The organism is Allofournierella massiliensis, from assembly GCF_964241245.1.
Lineage (GTDB): Bacteria > Bacillota > Clostridia > Oscillospirales > Ruminococcaceae > Allofournierella > Allofournierella massiliensis.
In genome coordinates this window covers 1-17,730 of the sequence record NZ_CAXSWZ010000021.1, presented here as the reverse complement: position 1 = coordinate 17,730, position 17,730 = coordinate 1, and the positions used below count along the sequence as shown (strand labels likewise).

Below are 17,730 nucleotides of genomic sequence, written 5' to 3'. Positions count from 1 at the left end.
GGTGTGCCCGGCCAAAGGAGGAACAATTCGTTGCAAGACGTCAAAACAAAACCATCATACCTTTCCGGAGTAATCCGGCGGTTGAGTGCACTGCGGCTGGTTATGGCTCCGATTGTAAGCCTGATCACCCTTGTGTGCACCGAATGGATCCATCGGGGTGAGGAGTTTACCCCGGAAGTGCTCACCGAGAATGTTCTGCCGCACCTGCCGGCATTCTTGCTCACCTGGCTGCTGCTGGGCTGTATTTATCAGGCCCTGGCCAGAGCCACACGGCTGCATCCGCTGGCGGTTCTGGTCACCGGGGCGCTGGGTTGCATCCCGGCGGCGGTTACATATTATAAGCTGAAGCTGCGGGGCGAGCCGTTCTTTCCCTGGGATCTGTCTCAGGTTTCGGAAGCCAGCGATGTGATGGGAAAGGCCGGTCTGGAGCTGCAGACCTCCATGTGGGTCAGCGGGGTAATTTTCGCCGTGCTGTTTGTGCTGGCCTGCTTTATTCGGGAGCCTAAAACCGCACTCCGCACAAGGGCGCTGGCCGCGGGAATTCCTGCAGCGGGTGCGCTTGTGCTGGTGTTTGGCGTATTCATCAATCCCACGGTTTCCCAGCTGGTGGGGATCACGCCGGATATGTGGATGCAGAACCGTTACTACCGCAATTATGGCGTTATCGCCGGCTTTCTGACCAATATTCAGAACCTGCAGGTGGATAAACCCGAAGGATACAGCGAGGAAGCGGTGCAGGAGATTCTGGATAAGGCTGCCAGTCAGGATCTGGGCCCGGAGTTTGCGGGCAGCTACAAAAACGAGGGTGATGGGGCCGTGAAGCAGCCCAACATCATTTTTGTGATGAACGAATCCTTTTGGGATGTGGCCGAGCTGGAGGAATACGGGGTGGAGTTCGATCAGGAGGTCACCCCCAATCTTCACCGGCTGATGGAAAGCGCCGCTTATGGCAAGGCTTACAGCCCCAGCTTCGGCGGCGGCACCTGCGACGTGGAGTTTGAGGCGCTTACCGGCTACTCGATGGAGTTTCTGCCCAGTGGATGCAAGCCCTTCCAGCAGCATGTAACCCGGCCCATGTTCTCGATCGCTTCCTATTTAAAGGAACAGGGCTACGCCACCCAGGCAATCCATTGTTATTACGCCAAGTTCTGGAGCCGTAACACCGCTTACCCGAATCTGGGCTTTGACGAATTCATCTCGCTGGAGGATTTTGAAAACCCGGAGAAGAAGCGCTTTACCGAGTGGAAAAGCGGCCTTGTGACCGATGCGGAGATGACCCGCCGCATCATTCAGGAATGGGAAGAACGGGATACGGATACGCCGCTGTTCATGCACGCAGTGACCATGCAGAATCACACCAGCTACAACGAGGGCAACTATCCGGAAGAGGAACTGGTGGATATTGTGAGCGCTCCCGAGGGAATCAGCGAAAAGACGCTGGGCGCGCTGCGGGACTTCGCCACCGGCGTAAAGGAAGCGGACGCCATGCTGGGCGAGCTTACCGATTACTTCTCTCAGGTGGACGAACCTGTGATCCTGGTGTTCTGGGGCGATCACTACAATCCCATCGGAAGCGGTTATGAGGTTTACACCGCCACTGGCTACTCCTCTGCATCCAACAGCGAGGCGCCGGAACTGCACAAGATGCCGCTGCTGATCTGGTCCAACTACTGGGACGAACCGGTGGACATCGGCACGGTGGCAGCCTACAACATCAGTCCGGTAACCTTTGAACTGTACGGTCTGGAACAGCCGGGACTGTTTGATCATCTGATCGATCAACTGTCGGCTTATCGCAGCCGTACCCACGGCGTGACCATCCAGCCGGACGGTTCCGCCGATACCGAGGAACTGACCGACGAGCAGAGTCAGTGGTTCGACGAGCACTGGATGCTGCAATATGATCTGATGTTCGGCCAGGAATACGCCCTGGAAAATGAATAGAAAAGGAGCGGCGGAGGCACACAGGGCTTTCGCCGCCTTTTTATTGGAATTTCAACGGGAAAATACGAAAAAAGTGCTTGTATTCCCGCATCCCTTGTGGTATACTATACCGGCAATACACACGCATTGCTTTGTTCCCCTGTGCCCGCAAGGGTGGGAGATCATGCATGCAATGCGGAGGTAAAAACAATTTTTTGGAGGATTTAAACATGGCAGTAGTATCTATGAAGCAGCTTCTGGAAGCCGGCGTGCACTTCGGTCATCAGACCCGTCGCTGGAACCCCAAGATGGCGAAGTACATCTTCACCGAGCGTAACGGCATCTACATCATCGACCTGCAGAAGACCGTTAAGAAGCTGGACGAGGCTTACAATTTTGTTCGCGAGGTTGCTTCCGAGGGCGGCGAGATCCTGTTCGTCGGCACCAAGAAGCAGGCTCAGGAGTCCATTAAGGACGAGGCTACCCGCTGCGGCATGCACTATGTGAACGCTCGTTGGCTGGGCGGTATGCTGACCAACTTCCGCACCATCCGCAAGCGCATCGACCGCCTGGAGCAGCTGCGCCAGATGAGCGAGGACGGCACCTTTGATCTGCTGCCCAAGAAGGAAGTTGCCAAGCTGGAGCTGGAGATCGAGAAGCTGGAGAAGTTCCTGGGCGGTGTGAAGAACATGCACGGCCTGCCCAAGGCGATGTTCATCGTTGACCCCCACAAGGAGCGCATTGCTGTGGCCGAGGCCCGCAAGCTGAACATCCCCATCGTTGCGATCGTCGACACCAACTGCAACCCCGACGAGATCGACTACGTGATCCCCGGTAACGACGACGCGATCCGTGCTGTTAAGCTGATCGCCGGCGCCATGGCTGACGCTGTGATGGAAGGCCGTCAGGGCGAGCAGAACGCCGCTGAGGAGACCGCTGAGGCTGCCGAGGCCTGAGCACCATTTTCCACCGATAACGAAAGGGGATAATCAAAATGGCTTTTACTGCACAAGACGTTAAGAATCTGCGCGAGCAGACCGGCTGCGGCATGATGGATTGCAAGAAGGCTCTGACCGAGTCCGGCGGCGATTTTGACAAGGCTGTTGAGTACCTGCGTGAGAAGGGCCTGGCCGCCGCTCAGAAGAAGGCTGGCCGCATCGCTGCCGAGGGCATGGTTTACGCCACTGTCTGCGGCAAGGTGGGCGTTGTGGTTGAGGTGAACGCCGAGACCGACTTCGTTGCCAAGAACGATATGTTCCAGACCTTCGTAAAGGACGTTGCCAATGTTGTTGCCGAGCAGAACCCCGCTGATGTGGAAGCTCTGCTGGCCTGCAAGATGGGCGAGGATACCGTTGAGGCTGCTCTGAAGGAGAAGATCCTGGTCATCGGCGAGAACATCAAGATCCGTCGTTTCGAGCGTTACGAAGGTGTATGCGCTGCCTACATCCATGCCGGCGGCACCCATGCCGTTCTGGTTGGCTTCGATACCAGCGATGAGATCGCTGCGAAGCCCGAGTTCGAGACTTACGGCAAGGACATTGCCATGCAGATCGCTGCTGCCAACCCCGGCTACCTGTGCGAGGCTGACGTGCCCGCCGAGGTAATCGAGAAGGAGAAGGAGATCCTGCTGGCTCAGATCGCCAACGATCCCAAGAACGCCAACAAGCCCGACGCCATCAAGGAGAAGATGGTTCTGGGCCGCATCGGCAAGTTCTACAAGGAGAACTGCCTGGTGGATCAGGAGTTCGTTAAGGATAACGACCTGACCGTTGCCAAGTACACCGATAAGGTGGCCAAGGAGCTGGGCGGCGAGATCAAGATCACCAAGTTCGCTCGCTACGAGAAGGGCGAGGGCCTGGAGAAGAAGTCCGACGACTTCGCTGCTGAAGTTGCCAGCATGATGAAATAAGCCAGTCTTGTTCAGAAATATCCAGATTGTCCAAGAATGACGCCTAATTTGTCCAAAGACAGGGTTACTTTGAGGGTGAAAACCCATGGGAGAACAGAGTGAACCATTAAAAGTCGAGGAAGAAGGCAACAGAAACCGGTAAATCTGATGGGTTCCACGGTGTTTAAGTCGCGCACTGGGGAGAAAAAGCCCAAAATAGAGAAAACTGAGTTTCGACATTGACAGGGATAACAGGAATCAGAACACAGATTGCCTTGTAGAGGCAGTTTGGAATAACCGAGAGAGAGAGAAGTGTTCCGTGAGGAGCATTTCTCTCTCTTTTTTTATTGTCTAAGATACCCTGCTATCACCACCAATTACCGCTTTTCGCGGTTTTTTGGGGATTTGAAGCAGCCCAGGAGGTTAGCTGGTGCCCCCTACACCACCGCTCCCTCTCTGGCGCTGCACAACCCTTTCCCCATTTCCTCTTTTAACCTCCTCTTAGCTTTCTTCCTTCTCTCTCTGAGCCTTTGAGAAGCCTCGAAGCTTACCTCTTTCATTTGCACCTCGTTTTTCCTTCGGCCCCCGGCTCTCTTTCCTTCTGCCGGCTGCCCATTTACCCTTGTTTTTCCTCGCGCTCCCTTCTTTATTTACTTCCTTCGACTCCGCTATTCTTTCTTTGCGAGGTATTACAAGGGCATTCTGGCCTTTGGACAAACTAGACGTCACTCTTGGACAACATGTGAGAAACGTTCACATCTGGCTGATTTCTGCCCCGTTGGGGCGCAACCAATCGCTTTCATCCTGCCGCATGTGGCGCCGGTTCCGTTTTTGTGGGCGCAAGCCTTTGGGAGAACAGGCGGAGCGGTGCTGCGCGGCGATTCGATTGTAAATAAAACGGCTTCGGCCCGGCGTTCGCGGTGTTTTTAAGTCGCACATCGCGAGTCAAACGCAAAAGGGCCGGCAACAGCTGTGAAAGAGCGGTGCTCATAATGAGCACCGCTCTTTTTTGCATTGAGTGTAAAGCAACCACCAGCTACGCTGGTGCGAATTACTTGCTTTAGCATTTAGTTTGCGAGCGAAGCGAGATGACAAACTAATTGCCTACCATATAGAGAGAAAATATGGTTTTGGGATTTTGCTCGTTTACGAGCCGTAGGGCAAGAAATGCAGATGGCAGAATTTTTCGTGGCCCCTTAAGGGGCTTTGCTAGTATAATGCCCTTATAGGGCTTACTCAAACCACCGGCTAAGCCGGTGGTTTTGATTGAGGGGCCAGTTTACAAAAGCAGGGCGTAGTTTTCTCTTCTACGCCGGAAGCGGGCGAAAGGAGAGAAAAAGCCGGAACGGCATGCGCAAGAGCAGGGCTGACCAGGTAATTTGCCGGGGGTGAGCTGCATCCGGATCGGAGCCTGTAACAGGAGAAAAACGTTTCGGATCCATTTTTTATTGGAATTTTTGTCCTTTTGGCACATACACATTGTTGCAATGTACTAATTTGCAATAATAAAGTGTTAATTCGACCAAATCACTTGCAATTGGCAAAAAGTCGTGCTAAAATAATTCCTGCTCATAAGACAGCAGAGCCGTCCGTTTGAAGAAGGCGGGGCAGGCTCTGTTTTTTTGCCCGTTACCACTGGGCAAAATGAGCAAAAGTTTTGTGTAAATTAACGTAAAAATTCCATGATGCGGGCTTGCTTTTTGGGATTTTATGTGATACACTTTAGTCAAATAAAACAAGAAAGCAATTGTGAGGTGCGTAATGGCTGACAAGAATCATCTGAGAAACCCCGCGACCACCGCGTTGTTCGAGGCCATCCTTTCTTTGCAGAGCATGGAAGAGTGCTATACCTTTTTCGAAGATCTGTGTACCATGAAGGAGCTGGCCGATATGGCTCAGCGCCTGGAGGCTGCGAAGATGCTGCTGGACGGCAAGACCTATGAGCAGATCGTGAAGAGCGTGGAGATCAGCACGGCTACCATCAGCCGTATTAACCGCTGCATCCAGTATGGCAACGGCGGCTACGAGCTGATTATCGATCGTGTGCAGCAGAATGCCCAGCCGGAAGGCGAAGCGGCTGCTGAATAAGCGGACAGGTTCCTGATAAGTACAAAAAAGAACACCCGGAGCAAGCCGGGTGTTCTTTTTATTTTTTGCGGTTTGCCGCTTCGGAGAATCACTCCGTGCAGCAGAGAAAAATTCCTCAGTCCTCCTGGGGGCGGAAGATGATATTGCCTTCTTCATCCACGCCTTCCACAATGGCCAGACTGGTGAGCTTGTAGCCCGCTGCACGCAGGGAATCGCCACCGCTCTGGAAGCCCTTTTCAATGGTGATGCCGATGCCGCACACGGTAGCGCCGGCCTGCTCGCATACATCCAGCAGACCATGCATTGCTTTGCCCACTGCCATGAAGTCGTCCAGAATCAGCACCCGATCCTCGGGGCCCAGGAACTTTTTGGCCAGGGTAATATCGTAATCTTTTCCGTAAGTAAAGGAATGCACGGTGGAAGTAAAGACTTCGCCGTCCAGATTTTTGCTCTTTGCTTTTTTTGCAAAGACCACCGGCACATCAAAGTAACGGGCGGTCATGCAGGCAATGGCGATGCCGGAAGCCTCAATGGTCAGGATTTTGTTGATCCCGTCGTCTTTATAAATACGATAGAATTCCTTGCCGATTTCGTCCAGCAGGTTCACATCCAGCTGATGGTTCAAAAAGGAATCCACCTTAATAATATTGCCCGGGCGGACCTGACCGTCCTTTACAATTCGCTCTTCCAGCAGTTTCATACTTTCATAACGCTCCCTACACAAAAGTATCCCCACCGCGGGCAAAATGCACACACGGAAAAAGGTAATACACCTATTATACAGAAAAGCGAAGGGTTTGCAATGCTTAAAACGCTCTTTTTTGCCGAAAAAACGGCTTTTTAGCAGAATAATAATAACGAAAGCATTACAAATTGCCAAACGAACAGTTTTGTTTGTCCAAAAAAACAAAGAATACTGTGCATTATCACTACGTTTACGCTTTACAACGATAAAAAGTATGTGAAAATAGCGAATTGCAATTTTGCACTGATGTCCGTATAATTTAGAAAAGCAAAAAATTCCCCCCACAGAAAACGCATAAGGGGTGTGCGGGGGAAGATCGGAGGAGAATCCACATGAAAAAAGCAATGAGTTTGGTCCTTGCGGCCGCAATGGCATTCAGCTTCGCTGCTTGTGGCGGCGCATCCAGCACCAGCGGTGCAGCATCCACCGCTTCCGGCACTGCCTCCGGGGCAGCCATTAAGATCGGTGGCATCGGCCCCCTGACCGGTGGCGCTGCAATCTACGGCAACGCTGTTAAGAATGGCGCCGAGCTGGCTGTGGAAGAAATTAACGCACAGGGCGGCCTGCAGTTCGAACTGAACTTCCAGGACGATGAAAACGACCCCGAAAAGTCCCTGAACGCTTACAACAACCTGAAGGACTGGGGCATGCAGGCTCTGCTGGGCACCGTTACCACTCAGCCCTGCCTGACCGTAGCGCCCGAGACTGCTGCTGACAATATGTTCCTGCTGACTCCTTCCGCTTCTGCGGTAGACGTCATCAAGGAGGACAATGCTTTCCAGGTCTGCTTCACCGACCCCAACCAGGGCGTTGCTTCCGCAGACTACATCGCTGAGAACGGCCTGGCCACCAAGATTGCCATCATCTACGACAGCTCCGACGCCTATTCTTCCGGCATCCACGACAAGTTCAAGGAAGAGGCTGCTACCAAGGGCCTGGAGATCGTAGCCGACGAGGCCTTCACCGCCGACAACAAGACCGATTTCTCCGTGCAGGTTCAGAAAGCCAAGAGCTCCGGCGCTGAGCTGGTGTTCCTGCCCATCTACTACAGCGAAGCCAACCTGATTATCCAGGAGATGAACAAGCAGGGCTGCACCGCTTCCGTATTCGGTTGTGACGGTCTGGATGGCCTGCTGACCATCGAAGGCGCGGATACCTCTCTGTTCGAGGGCGTAATGCTGCTGACTCCTTTCGCTGCCGACGCGCAGGACGAAAAGACCCAGAACTTCGTTTCCAAGTATGAAGAGAAGTACGGCGAGACTCCCAACCAGTTTGCTGCTGACGCTTACGACGGCGTATACACCATCCTGGCTGCCTGCGAGCAGGGCGGCGTAACCGCTGATATGGACGCTTCCGCTGTTTGCGATGCACTGAAAGCTGCCATGACTCAGATCACTGTGGACGGTCTGACCGGTGAGGGCATGAAGTGGGAAGCCACCGGCGAAGTGAACAAGGCTCCTCGTGCCGTTAAGATTCAGAACGGCGCTTACACCGCAATGTAATTCAAACAGTCCGGCCTGGTCCGGTGCTGAAAGGGCTGCTCGCCGGGGGCGCAGCAGCCCTTTTTTATTCAAAAATCCGGCAAGATCCGGCAGAAAATGCTGCGGGATTCTTGTGCGCACTTTACAGCAGTGCTATAATAATCCATATATTCTGTGCGGTGGTGGCAGACAGGTGTAGGCATGCACCGGTCCGCCGCCGCGAAAAAAGGGGAATCGAGTATGGAATTTCTGTCCTACTTAATCAACGGTATCAGCCTGGGCAGTGTGTATGCCATCATCGCCCTGGGCTACACCATGGTGTATGGCATCGCCAAGATGCTGAACTTCGCCCATGGTGATGTGATCATGGTGGGCAGCTACATCGTGTTCATTGCGGTGAACCAGATGGGCATGCCGCCGCTGCTGGCCATTATCATTTCCATGGCTTTGTGCACGCTGCTGGGCATTGTGATCGAGCGGTTTGCCTACAAGCCGCTGCGCAGCGCCTCTTCGCTGGCGGTTCTGATCACCGCCATCGGTGTGAGCTACCTGCTGCAGAATCTGGCGCTGCTGATCTGGGGCGCGGATCCCAAGTCCTTCACCTCTGTGGTGGGTCTGGCTCCGGTGCAGCTGGCAGGCGGCCGGCTGGTTATCTCCGGCGAGACCATAGTGACCATTGTGGTGAGCGCCGTTATCATGGCGGGCCTGATCTTCTTTGTAAACAACACCAAAATGGGCCGCGCCATGCTGGCCGTGAGCGAGGATAAGGGTGCGGCGCAGCTGATGGGCATCAACGTAAACTCCACCATTGCCATGACCTTCGCCATTGGCTCTGCGCTGGCGGCAGTGGCCGGTGTGCTGCTGTGTTCGGCTTATCCCACTCTGCAGCCCACCACCGGCGCCATGCCTGGCATCAAGGCCTTCACTGCCGCGGTATTCGGCGGTATCGGCTCCATTCCCGGCGCTTTTGTGGGCGGCATCCTGCTGGGCGTGATCGAGATCATGAGCAAGGCTTACATTTCCACCCAGCTGGCGGATGCCATCGTGTTTGCAGTGCTGATTATTGTGCTGCTGGTGCGTCCCACCGGTCTGCTGGGCAAGAAAATCAGTGAAAAGGTGTGAGGTGGCGGTTATGAATATCCTGAAAACCATGAAAAAGTCCACCCGCAGCAACCTGATCACCTATGGCATTGTGGTGCTGTTTTATCTGGTGATGCAGCTGCTGGCCAGCGGCGGCGTGCTGAGCAACTCCATGCAGGGTATGCTGGTGCCCATCTGTACCTATGTGGTGCTGGCGGTCTCTCTGAACCTGACTGTCGGTATTCTGGGCGAGCTGAGCCTGGGCCATGCGGGCTTCATGAGCGTTGGCGCCTTCTCCGGTGCGGTATACTGGATGATCGCGGGGCAGAACCTGCCTTCCGCTCTGGGCTTGGCGGTAGCCATGCTCATTGGCGGCGTGATGGCCGGTGTATTCGGCTTTCTGATCGGTATCCCTGTGCTGCGTCTGCGTGGCGACTATCTGGCCATCGTGACCCTGGCCTTCGGTGAGATCATCAAGAATATTTTGAATGCCATCTACCTGGGGTGGGACAGCAACGGCTTCCACTTCTCCATGAAGGATGCTGCCTCTCTGAATATGGGTGAGGATGGCGAGGTCATCATCAATGGCGCCATCGGTATCAGCGGCATGACCAAAGCCTCCAGCTTTACCGCCGGCATCATTCTGGTGCTGATCACCCTGTTTGTGGTACTGAATCTGATCAATTCCCGTGCCGGGCGTGCGATCATGTCCATCCGCGACAACCGTATCGCTGCCGAGGCCACCGGTATCAACGTGACCAAGTACAAGCTGATGGCCTTCATCACCTCTGCTTTCCTGGCCGGTATGGCGGGCGTGCTGTATGCACTGAATATGTCCGCTCTGGCGGCCAAGAAGTTCGACTACAACACCTCCATTCTGGTTCTGGTGTTCGTGGTTCTGGGCGGTATCGGCAACATCCGCGGCTCGGTGATCGCGGCAGCTGTTCTGTATGTGCTGCCTGAGCTGCTGCGCGGTCTGAACGATTACCGCATGCTGATCTATGCGGTGATCCTGATCGTTATGATGATCTTCAACCAGAGCGCCCAGGTGGTCGCCTGGCGTCATCAGGTGTGGGAAAAGCTCTCCGCCACCGGCCCGTTCCAGAAGCTGGCCCGGGCAAAAAAACAAACGAAGGGGGAGGCATGATCCATGGCTCTGCTTGAAGTAATGAACGTGGGCATCGCTTTCGGCGGTCTGCAGGCGGTTGCTCAGTTGGATATGAAGATCGAAAAGGGCCACCTGTATGGCCTGATCGGCCCCAACGGTGCGGGCAAGACCACCGTATTCAACATGCTTACCGGCGTGTACCGTCCCACCGAGGGCGATATCATTCTGGATGGCAAAAATATCACCGGCAAGGCACCGGCCAAGATCAATCAGGCCGGCATTGCCCGTACCTTCCAGAACATTCGCCTGTTCAGCCAGATGACCGTGCTGGATAACGTGAAGATCGGTCTGCATAATCAGGTCAAGTACTCCATGTGGACGGGAATTTTCCGCCTGCCCGGCTTCCGTGAAAAGGAGCAGGAGATGGATTACAAGGCCATGAAACTGCTCAAGATCTTTGATCTGGACAAGGAGGCCAATCTGCCCGCTTCCAGCCTGCCCTACGGTAAACAGCGGAAGCTGGAGATTGCTCGTGCGCTGGCCACCAATCCCAAGCTGCTGCTGCTGGACGAACCCGCTGCCGGTATGAACCCCAGCGAGAGTGAGGAACTGATGAATACCATCAAGTTTGTGCAGAAGGAGTTCGGTGTGGCGATTCTGCTCATCGAACACGACATGAACTTTGTGATGGGCATCTGTGAATACATCTATGTGCTGGATTACGGCCGGGTCATCGCTCAGGGCAACGGCGAATCCATCCGCAATAACCCCAAGGTTATTGCGGCATATCTGGGAGGTGACTGACCATGGGTGAGATGCTTCGCGTAAGCGATCTGAATGTGTTCTATGGCTCCATCCATGCCATCAAGGATATCTCGTTCCATGTGGACGAGGGCGAGATCGTGACCCTGATCGGCGCCAACGGCGCCGGCAAGACTACCACCATGCACGCCATTTCCGGCCTGCTCAAACCCAAGAGCGGTACCATCGACTTTCTGGGCAGCCGCATCAGTCAGATGGAAGCCCACAAGATCATCCGGCTGGGCCTGGCCCAGGTGCCGGAAGGTCGCCGGGTGTTCAGCCATCTGACCGTGCAGGAGAACCTGTCCATGGGTGCGTTCACCCGCAAGGACGGCGCTTCCGCCATCGCGCAGGATCTGGAGATGGTGTTTGACCGCCTGCCCCGCCTGAAAGAGCGGCGCAAGCAGCAGGCGGGTACCCTGTCCGGCGGCGAGCAGCAGATGCTGGCCATCGGCCGTGCGCTGATGTGCAAGCCCAAGATGCTGCTGCTGGATGAGCCCTCCATGGGTCTGTCGCCCCTGCTGGTGAAGGAGATATTCAAGATCATCGAGGACGTGAACAAGGACGGCGTGACCGTTCTGCTGGTGGAACAGAACGCCAAGATGGCGCTGGAGATTGCCGACCGCGCCTATGTGCTGGAAACCGGCACCGTGAAGATGGAAGGCCCCGCCGACGAGCTGGCCAACAACATCGAAGTGCGCAAGGCCTATCTGGGCTGCTGAGCGGTCAAAGAAAACGATGTCTGTTGTATCCCCGCTGTGTGTTTCACAGCGGGGATTTTATTGTTTATGATCACGCTGTATCAACTGGAAAAAGTATGCTATAATAAAAAGCACTCAGCCCAGATGTCCGGCTTTGACCCGCGCGGGGCGAGTGCTTTTTGTTTTGGTATGGAGGCGGTTTTCGTTGACGAAAGATCTGACCCAGGGCGGCATCACAAAGACTCTGGTTCTGTTTTCCCTGCCCATGATTGCGGGCAACCTGCTGCAGCAGTTGTATAACATTGCCGACACTCTGATTGTGGGTCGCTTTCTGGGGGCGAATGCTCTGGCAGCGGTGGGCTCGGCCTACACCCTCATGATCTTTCTCACCTCGATTCTGCTTGGCCTTGCCATGGGCAGCGGGGCGCTGGTGTCCATCTGCTGGGGCCAGCGGGATGGCGAGCGGATGCGCTATTGTGTGGCGGCGTCCTTCTCGCTGATCGGTGTGCTGGCAGCTCTGCTCACCGTGGGCGTTTATCTGCTGGTGGATCCCATTCTCGCTTTGTTGCAGGTGCCGGAGCAGGTCTGGGCGCTGATGCGGGTGTATCTGCTGGTGATCTTCGCGGGCATCCCCGCCACCTTCCTGTACAACTATTTTGCCTGCATGCTGCGGGCGGTGGGGAACTCGGCAGTGCCGCTGGCTTTTTTGGGGATCTCCTCGGTGATGAACATCGGGCTGGATCTGCTGTTTGTTCTTCGCTTTGAATGGGGCGTGGCAGGTGCGGCCTTCGCCACCGTGCTCAGCCAGTATCTGTCCGGTATCGGGCTGGCGGTGTACAGCCTGTTTGCTGCCCGGGAGTTGCTGCCACGGCGAAAGCATTGGCGCTTTGGCCGGGCCCGTCTGGCGGAAGTGGCCAGCTATTCGCTGCTCACCTGTATGCAGCAGTCCATTATGAACTTCGGCATCCTGATGGTGCAGGGCAGGGTGAACAGCTTCGGCCCGGCGGTAATGTCTGCCTTTGCGGCCGCGGTGAAGATTGACACCTTTGCCTATATGCCTGCGCAGGATCTGGGTAACGCCTTTTCCACCTTTGTGGCCCAAAACTACGGGGCGGGCAAGGCGGACCGTATCCAGAAGGGCATCCGGCGGGCAGTGGCCATTTCGGCCGGGTTCTGCGTGGCGGTGAGCGTTCTGGTATTTGTGTTCGCAAAGCCGCTGATGCTCATCTTCGTGGTCCCCGAAGAGACCGAGATTCTGTCCATCGGCGTGCAGTATCTGCGCATTGAGGGCAGCTTCTATTGCGGCATCGGCTGCCTGTTCCTGCTGTACGGCCTTTACCGTGCCATGGAAAAGCCGGGCATGTCGGTGGTGCTCACTGTCCTTTCGCTGGGCACCCGGGTGATTCTGGCCTATGGCCTTTCTGCGATCCCGGCCATCGGCGTCGTTGGCATCTGGTGGTCGGTTCCCATCGGCTGGTTTTTGGCAGACGCGGTGGGCTTTGTATACTACTGGAAAAACCGTGCCCGGCTGCAATCTGTGCTGACCGGGAACGAAAAAGGAGAAACTACATGAAAGAACGTTTGACACATCTTTACTTCGGCAACGGCAAGGGCAAAACCACTGCTTCCATGGGTCTGGCGCTGCGGGCGCTGGGCAATGGCTGGCGGATAGTGGTGGTCCAGTTTCTGAAAAGCCACCCCAGCGGCGAGGTTGCCGGGCTGGAAAAGCTGGGCGCCAAAGTAATCCGCAGCACCGAGACCATGAAGTTCGTGTTTAAAATGACCGAGGAGGAGAAGCAGGCTGCCCGGGCTGTGCAGCAGAAGATGCTGAACGAGGCCATCCGTCTGGTGGATGAGGGTCAGGTGGATCTGCTGGTGCTGGATGAGGCAGGTTCTCTCTGCCAGCTGGATATGCTGGAGGATATGAATACCCTGCGTCAGCTGGTAGAGCACAAGCCCGCCGGGCTGGAGCTGGTGATCACCGCCCACGAGCCCGCTCAGTGGCTGCTGGATGCGGCGGACTACTGCACTGAAATGCGCTGCCATCGCCATCCCTTTGACCGGGGTATCCCGGGCCGCAAGGGCGTGGAGTTTTAAAGCATCGGATAAGAAAACAAAGAACGCCCGTGACCTGTGTGGTTTGCCAGGTCACGGGCGTTTTCGTTATTGCTTATGAAAGGATAAGAACGGAGAAATTAGACCTTTTCGGCGTTCTCATCCGCTTTGGTAGGCTCCGGCTGGGTCAGAGGGCTTACCACCGCATCCTCCAGACGGTGCTCCCGCACACGGGCGGTGTGAATGGTCACCGGCGGCAGCTTGACGGAAAAATGCGCCTGATCCTCCGGTACTGTGCCCAGCTGACCGAACACAAAGCCGCCGAAGGTGTCGTATGTATCCAGCACCTCTTCCGTAAAATCCAGCGAAAGGCTGCGGGCTACCTCTTTCAAAGGCGCGGAGCCCTGAATCCGCCAGCGGCCGGGAGCCAGCGATTCGATTTCCTGCGGCTGGGCTGCCTTTTCCAGGTCATCCTCCAGATCACCCACCAGCTGCTCCAGCAGGTCGTTCATGGTCACCACGCCGGTCACACCGCCGTATTCATCCAACACCACGGCAAAATGATTGCGGGTGCGCTTCATGTCCCGGAAAAGCACGTCCGCCCGCAGATGCTGGGGCACGAAGTAAGCCGGGCGAACGGCTTTCTCCATCACCAGAGCGCGATTGCGGTTTTGCAAACGGAAATAATCCCGTACATTCAGCACGCCGATCACATCATCGGCAGTCTCGCCGCACACCGGGTATTTGGCGAAGCGGCTTTCCCGGATGGTGGTATCCCAAACCTCGTCGCTGTCCTCCTGCCAGAGCACGGTCAGTTCGGTGCGGTGGGTGGCAAATTCGGCCACGGTGCGGTCGTCAAACTCAAACACATTCTGGATAAACTCCCGTTCTTCCTGGTCGATCACGCCTTTTTTGCTGCCCGCATCCACCATCATGCGGATCTCTTCTTCGCTCACTTCGTCCTCCTCGGCGTTGGGATCCAGGCCGCACAGCCGAAGCACAAAGTTGGTGGAGGCAGTAAGCACCCACACGATGGGCGAGGCCACCCGGGCCAGCGCCGAGATCATGCCGGACATGGCCAGCGCCAGACTCTCGGCTTTTTTCATGGCCAGACGCTTGGGTACCAGCTCACCGAATACCAGAGTGAAGTAGGAAAGAATCAGGGTGATCAGAACCACCGAAACCGCGTTCAGGGTTTGGGCGGGCACCGGTACGCCCAGACGGAGCAGGCCATCCACCAGAATACCGGCGAAGTTGTCCGCCGCGAAGGCGCTGCCCAGAAAACCGGACAGGGTAATGGCAACCTGAATGGTGGCCAGAAAACGTGCAGGCTGGCTGGTAAGCCGGGCAAGGCGCATGGCACGCTTGTCGCCCTGGGAAATAAGCTGGGCCAGTTTGGCATCGCTTACCGAGATCACGGCAATCTCAGCGCAGGCGAACACCGCGTTCAGGGCGATCAGAATGATTTGCAGAAAAATCTGCCATACAATGGGGTTCATAAATGAATATAACTCCTTTTTCGTGTATCAGGATAAAAATGAAAGCAGGCCGGAAGCCAGGGGGCGGAAGGCGTCCCGGAGCGGAGAAGAAATCCTAACGCAGCATCCGCCGAAAACGCAAGAAGACACGCCCGTTTCCCGTAAAAGCAGAAAACAGGTGTGTCTTGTATCGCCGGTCTGATTCAGTTGCAATGGGGCATCGGGCAGGGTCGCCGTCGTCCATAAGTCAAAAGCTCTCCTTTTCGGGTTTTATGGGAATGCCTAGATAATACAGGATATGAGGTGGCTTTGTCAAGCGCAGGATGGGGGCGATTTTGGGCGCTTTTACCAGTATCGGCCAGATAAACGCTGTGTGCACTGGAAAAACGGAAAAAGCGGCGAAATACCGGCAAATTTTCGGTTTTGCTGTTTTCTTGCCCCAAAAGATGTGCTATAATCATGGGTAAACTGTGAAGCAAACCAGTCGCAAAGGGAGGAAAATCAATGGCAGAAACCATCTTAGTTGTGGACTTTGGCGGCCAGTACAACCAGCTGATCGCCCGCCGTGTGCGTGAGTGCCACGTTTACAGCGAGATCGTGTCCTACACCAAGGCCATGGAGGCCATCCGGGAGAAAAAGCCCGCCGGTATTATCTTCACCGGTGGCCCCAACAGCGTTTATCTGGAGGATTCCCCCTCCATCAGCACCGAAGTGTTCGAGCTGGGCATCCCCGTGCTGGGCATCTGCTACGGCTCGCAGCTGATGATGCATCTGCTGGGCGGCCATGTATGCGTTGCCCCCGAGCGGGAATACGGCAAGACCGAGGTCACTGTGGATACCAGCAGCAAGCTGTTCCAGGGCGTGAGCGAAAAGACCATCTGCTGGATGAGCCATAACGATTACATCGAGAAGGCGGCCCCCGGCTTTACCATCAGTGCCCACACCGTCAACTGTCCCGTGGCTGCCATGGAGTGGCCCGAGCGCAACCTGTACGCCGTGCAGTTCCATCCGGAAGTTCTGCACACTCAGGAAGGCACCAAGATGCTCTCCAACTTCGTGTACAACGTCTGCGGCTGCAAGGGCGAGTGGACCATGGATTCCTTTGTGGAGAAGTCCATCGAGGCCATCCGCGCCAAGGTAGGCAATGGCAAGGTGCTGTGCGCCCTGTCCGGCGGTGTGGACAGCTCTGTGGCTGCCGTTATGCTGGCCAAGGCAGTGGGCAAGCAGCTCACCTGTGTGTTCGTGGATCACGGCCTGCTGCGCAAGAACGAGAGCGAAGAGGTTTGCAGCGTGTTCGGCCCCGAGGGCCCCTACGACCTGAACTTCATCTGCGTGAACGCCCGCCAGCGCTTCTACGACAAGCTGAAGGGCGTGGAAGAACCGGAGAAGAAGCGCAAGATCATTGGCGAGGAGTTTATTCGCGTATTCGAGGAAGAGGCCAAGAAGATCGGCACCGTGGATTTCCTGGTGCAGGGCACCATCTACCCCGACGTGGTGGAGAGCGGCGCCGGCGGCGAAAGCACCGTGATCAAGAGCCACCACAACGTGGGCGGCCTGCCGGATTATGTGGACTTCAAGGAGATCATCGAGCCCCTGCGCGACCTGTTCAAGGACGAGGTGCGCAATGCCGGCCGTCAGCTGGGTATTCCCGAGTACCTGGTGAGCCGTCAGCCCTTCCCGGGCCCCGGTCTGGCCATCCGTATCATCGGTGAAGTGACCGAAGAGAAGATCAAGATGGTGCAGGATGCCGACGCCATCTGGCGCGAGGAGATCGCCGCCGCTGGTGAGGACAAGAACCTAGGCCAGTACTTCGCGGCGCTGACCAACATGCGCAGCGTGGGCGTTATGGGCGACGAGCGCACCTACGATTACGCTGTGGCCCTGCGTGCGGTGACCACCACCGACTTCATGACCGCCGAGCCTGCCTACCTGCCCTGGGATCTGATCGCCAAGGTGACCAGCCGTATCGTGAACGAGGTTCCTCATATCAACCGCGTCATGTACGACTGCACCGGCAAGCCCCCGGCAACCATCGAGTTCGAATAAGGTAAAAGTGGATATGAGAGCCCGCAAACCCGCATAAACACTGGGTTTGCGGCTCTTGAAAATCCTCTTTGATAGCAGATTGATCGCATTTGCCCAATTTCGATTTATTCTTTAATGATCGAAAGACTGGCGAATGCGCGGTCAATTTATCCGAAAAGAAAAAGGTCACCGAAAGGTGGCCTTTTTCTCGTATTGGGTAGCTTGAGCGAGCGACAACCACCAGCTAAGCTGGTGGAATAAAAACGGCTTTAGCCCTAGACCTAGACAAAGAGAAACCTCCCCGTAGAATAGAGTGTGGGTTTGCCAACCACATTCTAGGAACAGAGAGGTTTATCT

Annotated in this window: 14 protein-coding genes; 12 read left to right on the top strand and 2 right to left on the bottom strand. The window is 55.7% G+C overall.

The annotated features are described in order from the left end of the window. The first annotated feature begins 30 nt into the window (after positions 1–30). The 4 genes from ACESYO_RS11330 to ACESYO_RS11315 all read left to right on the top strand — a co-directional run bounded on the left by ACESYO_RS11330 (position 31) and on the right by ACESYO_RS11315 (position 5,899). The gene (locus ACESYO_RS11330) at positions 31–1,944 is read left to right on the top strand and encodes an LTA synthase family protein (protein ID WP_373210044.1); all 1,914 of its coding nucleotides are present in this window, start codon (positions 31–33) and stop codon (positions 1,942–1,944) included. A 209-nt stretch (positions 1,945–2,153) separates the two neighbouring features. After that, positions 2,154–2,879 (top strand): 30S ribosomal protein S2, encoded by a 726-nt coding sequence (rpsB, locus tag ACESYO_RS11325; RefSeq protein ID WP_058967216.1) that lies wholly within the window; start codon positions 2,154–2,156, stop codon positions 2,877–2,879. A gap of 38 nt (positions 2,880–2,917) precedes the next feature. Then, entirely contained in the window at positions 2,918–3,832 is a 915-nt protein-coding gene (gene tsf / locus ACESYO_RS11320) for a translation elongation factor Ts (RefSeq protein WP_058966472.1), read from the top strand. Positions 3,833–5,572: 1,740 nt separating this feature from the next. Then, the gene (locus ACESYO_RS11315; protein ID WP_058966468.1) at positions 5,573–5,899 is read left to right on the top strand and encodes a YerC/YecD family TrpR-related protein; all 327 of its coding nucleotides are present in this window, start codon (positions 5,573–5,575) and stop codon (positions 5,897–5,899) included. 115 nt (positions 5,900–6,014) lie between these two features. On the opposite strand, the gene ACESYO_RS11310 is transcribed toward ACESYO_RS11315, so the two are convergent. Beyond that, on the bottom strand, positions 6,015–6,599 hold the full coding sequence (locus tag ACESYO_RS11310) for a xanthine phosphoribosyltransferase (RefSeq protein ID WP_283129522.1): 585 nt from the start codon (positions 6,597–6,599) through the stop codon (positions 6,015–6,017). Between the two features lie 377 nt (positions 6,600–6,976). Here ACESYO_RS11310 and ACESYO_RS11305 point away from each other — a divergent pair, with 377 nt between their 5' ends. From ACESYO_RS11305 to ACESYO_RS11275, 7 genes are all read left to right on the top strand, one after another. Then, the gene (locus tag ACESYO_RS11305; RefSeq protein WP_346672098.1) at positions 6,977–8,146 is read left to right on the top strand and encodes an ABC transporter substrate-binding protein; all 1,170 of its coding nucleotides are present in this window, start codon (positions 6,977–6,979) and stop codon (positions 8,144–8,146) included. 219 nt (positions 8,147–8,365) lie between these two features. Continuing rightward, entirely contained in the window at positions 8,366–9,247 is an 882-nt protein-coding gene (locus ACESYO_RS11300; protein ID WP_283129154.1) for a branched-chain amino acid ABC transporter permease, read from the top strand. A 10-nt stretch (positions 9,248–9,257) separates the two neighbouring features. Further along, the gene (locus ACESYO_RS11295) at positions 9,258–10,352 is read left to right on the top strand and encodes a branched-chain amino acid ABC transporter permease (RefSeq protein ID WP_283129155.1); all 1,095 of its coding nucleotides are present in this window, start codon (positions 9,258–9,260) and stop codon (positions 10,350–10,352) included. A gap of 3 nt (positions 10,353–10,355) precedes the next feature. Further along, positions 10,356–11,117, top strand: coding sequence for an ABC transporter ATP-binding protein (locus ACESYO_RS11290; RefSeq protein ID WP_058966454.1), 762 nt, complete (start codon positions 10,356–10,358; stop codon positions 11,115–11,117). A gap of 2 nt (positions 11,118–11,119) precedes the next feature. Further along, positions 11,120–11,836 carry an ABC transporter ATP-binding protein gene (locus tag ACESYO_RS11285; protein ID WP_058966452.1) on the top strand — a complete coding sequence of 239 codons (717 nt, stop codon included), beginning with the start codon at positions 11,120–11,122 and terminating at the stop codon, positions 11,834–11,836. 184 nt (positions 11,837–12,020) lie between these two features. Beyond that, positions 12,021–13,388 carry an MATE family efflux transporter gene (locus ACESYO_RS11280; RefSeq protein ID WP_058966450.1) on the top strand — a complete coding sequence of 456 codons (1,368 nt, stop codon included), beginning with the start codon at positions 12,021–12,023 and terminating at the stop codon, positions 13,386–13,388. Beyond that, positions 13,385–13,912: a cob(I)yrinic acid a,c-diamide adenosyltransferase gene (locus tag ACESYO_RS11275; RefSeq protein ID WP_058966448.1), complete on the top strand. Its 528-nt coding sequence runs from the start codon at positions 13,385–13,387 to the stop codon at positions 13,910–13,912. Before ACESYO_RS11280 ends, ACESYO_RS11275 begins: the two co-directional genes overlap by 4 nt. Positions 13,913–14,010: 98 nt before the next feature. Here ACESYO_RS11275 and ACESYO_RS11270 read toward each other — a convergent pair whose 3' ends face one another. Beyond that, positions 14,011–15,369 (bottom strand): hemolysin family protein, encoded by a 1,359-nt coding sequence (locus ACESYO_RS11270; RefSeq protein WP_058966446.1) that lies wholly within the window; start codon positions 15,367–15,369, stop codon positions 14,011–14,013. 483 nt (positions 15,370–15,852) lie between these two features. Here ACESYO_RS11270 and guaA point away from each other — a divergent pair, with 483 nt between their 5' ends. Beyond that, the gene (gene guaA / locus ACESYO_RS11265) at positions 15,853–17,394 is read left to right on the top strand and encodes a glutamine-hydrolyzing GMP synthase (protein ID WP_058966444.1); all 1,542 of its coding nucleotides are present in this window, start codon (positions 15,853–15,855) and stop codon (positions 17,392–17,394) included. The last annotated feature ends 336 nt before the right edge of the window (positions 17,395–17,730 follow it).

What these genes read in the sequence shown, in the direction of transcription:
- rpsB (WP_058967216.1), top strand. Translation starts at nt 2,154, where the DNA reads ATGGCAGTAGTATCTATGAAGCAGCTTCTGGAAGCCGGCGTGCACTTC.
- tsf (WP_058966472.1), top strand. Translation starts at nt 2,918, where the DNA reads ATGGCTTTTACTGCACAAGACGTTAAGAATCTGCGCGAGCAGACCGGC.
- ACESYO_RS11315 (WP_058966468.1), top strand. Translation starts at nt 5,573, where the DNA reads ATGGCTGACAAGAATCATCTGAGAAACCCCGCGACCACCGCGTTGTTC.
- ACESYO_RS11310 (WP_283129522.1), bottom strand. Translation starts at nt 6,599, where the DNA reads ATGAAACTGCTGGAAGAGCGAATTGTAAAGGACGGTCAGGTCCGCCCG.
- ACESYO_RS11305 (WP_346672098.1), top strand. Translation starts at nt 6,977, where the DNA reads ATGAAAAAAGCAATGAGTTTGGTCCTTGCGGCCGCAATGGCATTCAGC.
- ACESYO_RS11300 (WP_283129154.1), top strand. Translation starts at nt 8,366, where the DNA reads ATGGAATTTCTGTCCTACTTAATCAACGGTATCAGCCTGGGCAGTGTG.
- ACESYO_RS11295 (WP_283129155.1), top strand. Translation starts at nt 9,258, where the DNA reads ATGAATATCCTGAAAACCATGAAAAAGTCCACCCGCAGCAACCTGATC.
- ACESYO_RS11290 (WP_058966454.1), top strand. Translation starts at nt 10,356, where the DNA reads ATGGCTCTGCTTGAAGTAATGAACGTGGGCATCGCTTTCGGCGGTCTG.
- ACESYO_RS11285 (WP_058966452.1), top strand. Translation starts at nt 11,120, where the DNA reads ATGGGTGAGATGCTTCGCGTAAGCGATCTGAATGTGTTCTATGGCTCC.
- ACESYO_RS11275 (WP_058966448.1), top strand. Translation starts at nt 13,385, where the DNA reads ATGAAAGAACGTTTGACACATCTTTACTTCGGCAACGGCAAGGGCAAA.
- ACESYO_RS11270 (WP_058966446.1), bottom strand. Translation starts at nt 15,369, where the DNA reads ATGAACCCCATTGTATGGCAGATTTTTCTGCAAATCATTCTGATCGCC.
- guaA (WP_058966444.1), top strand. Translation starts at nt 15,853, where the DNA reads ATGGCAGAAACCATCTTAGTTGTGGACTTTGGCGGCCAGTACAACCAG.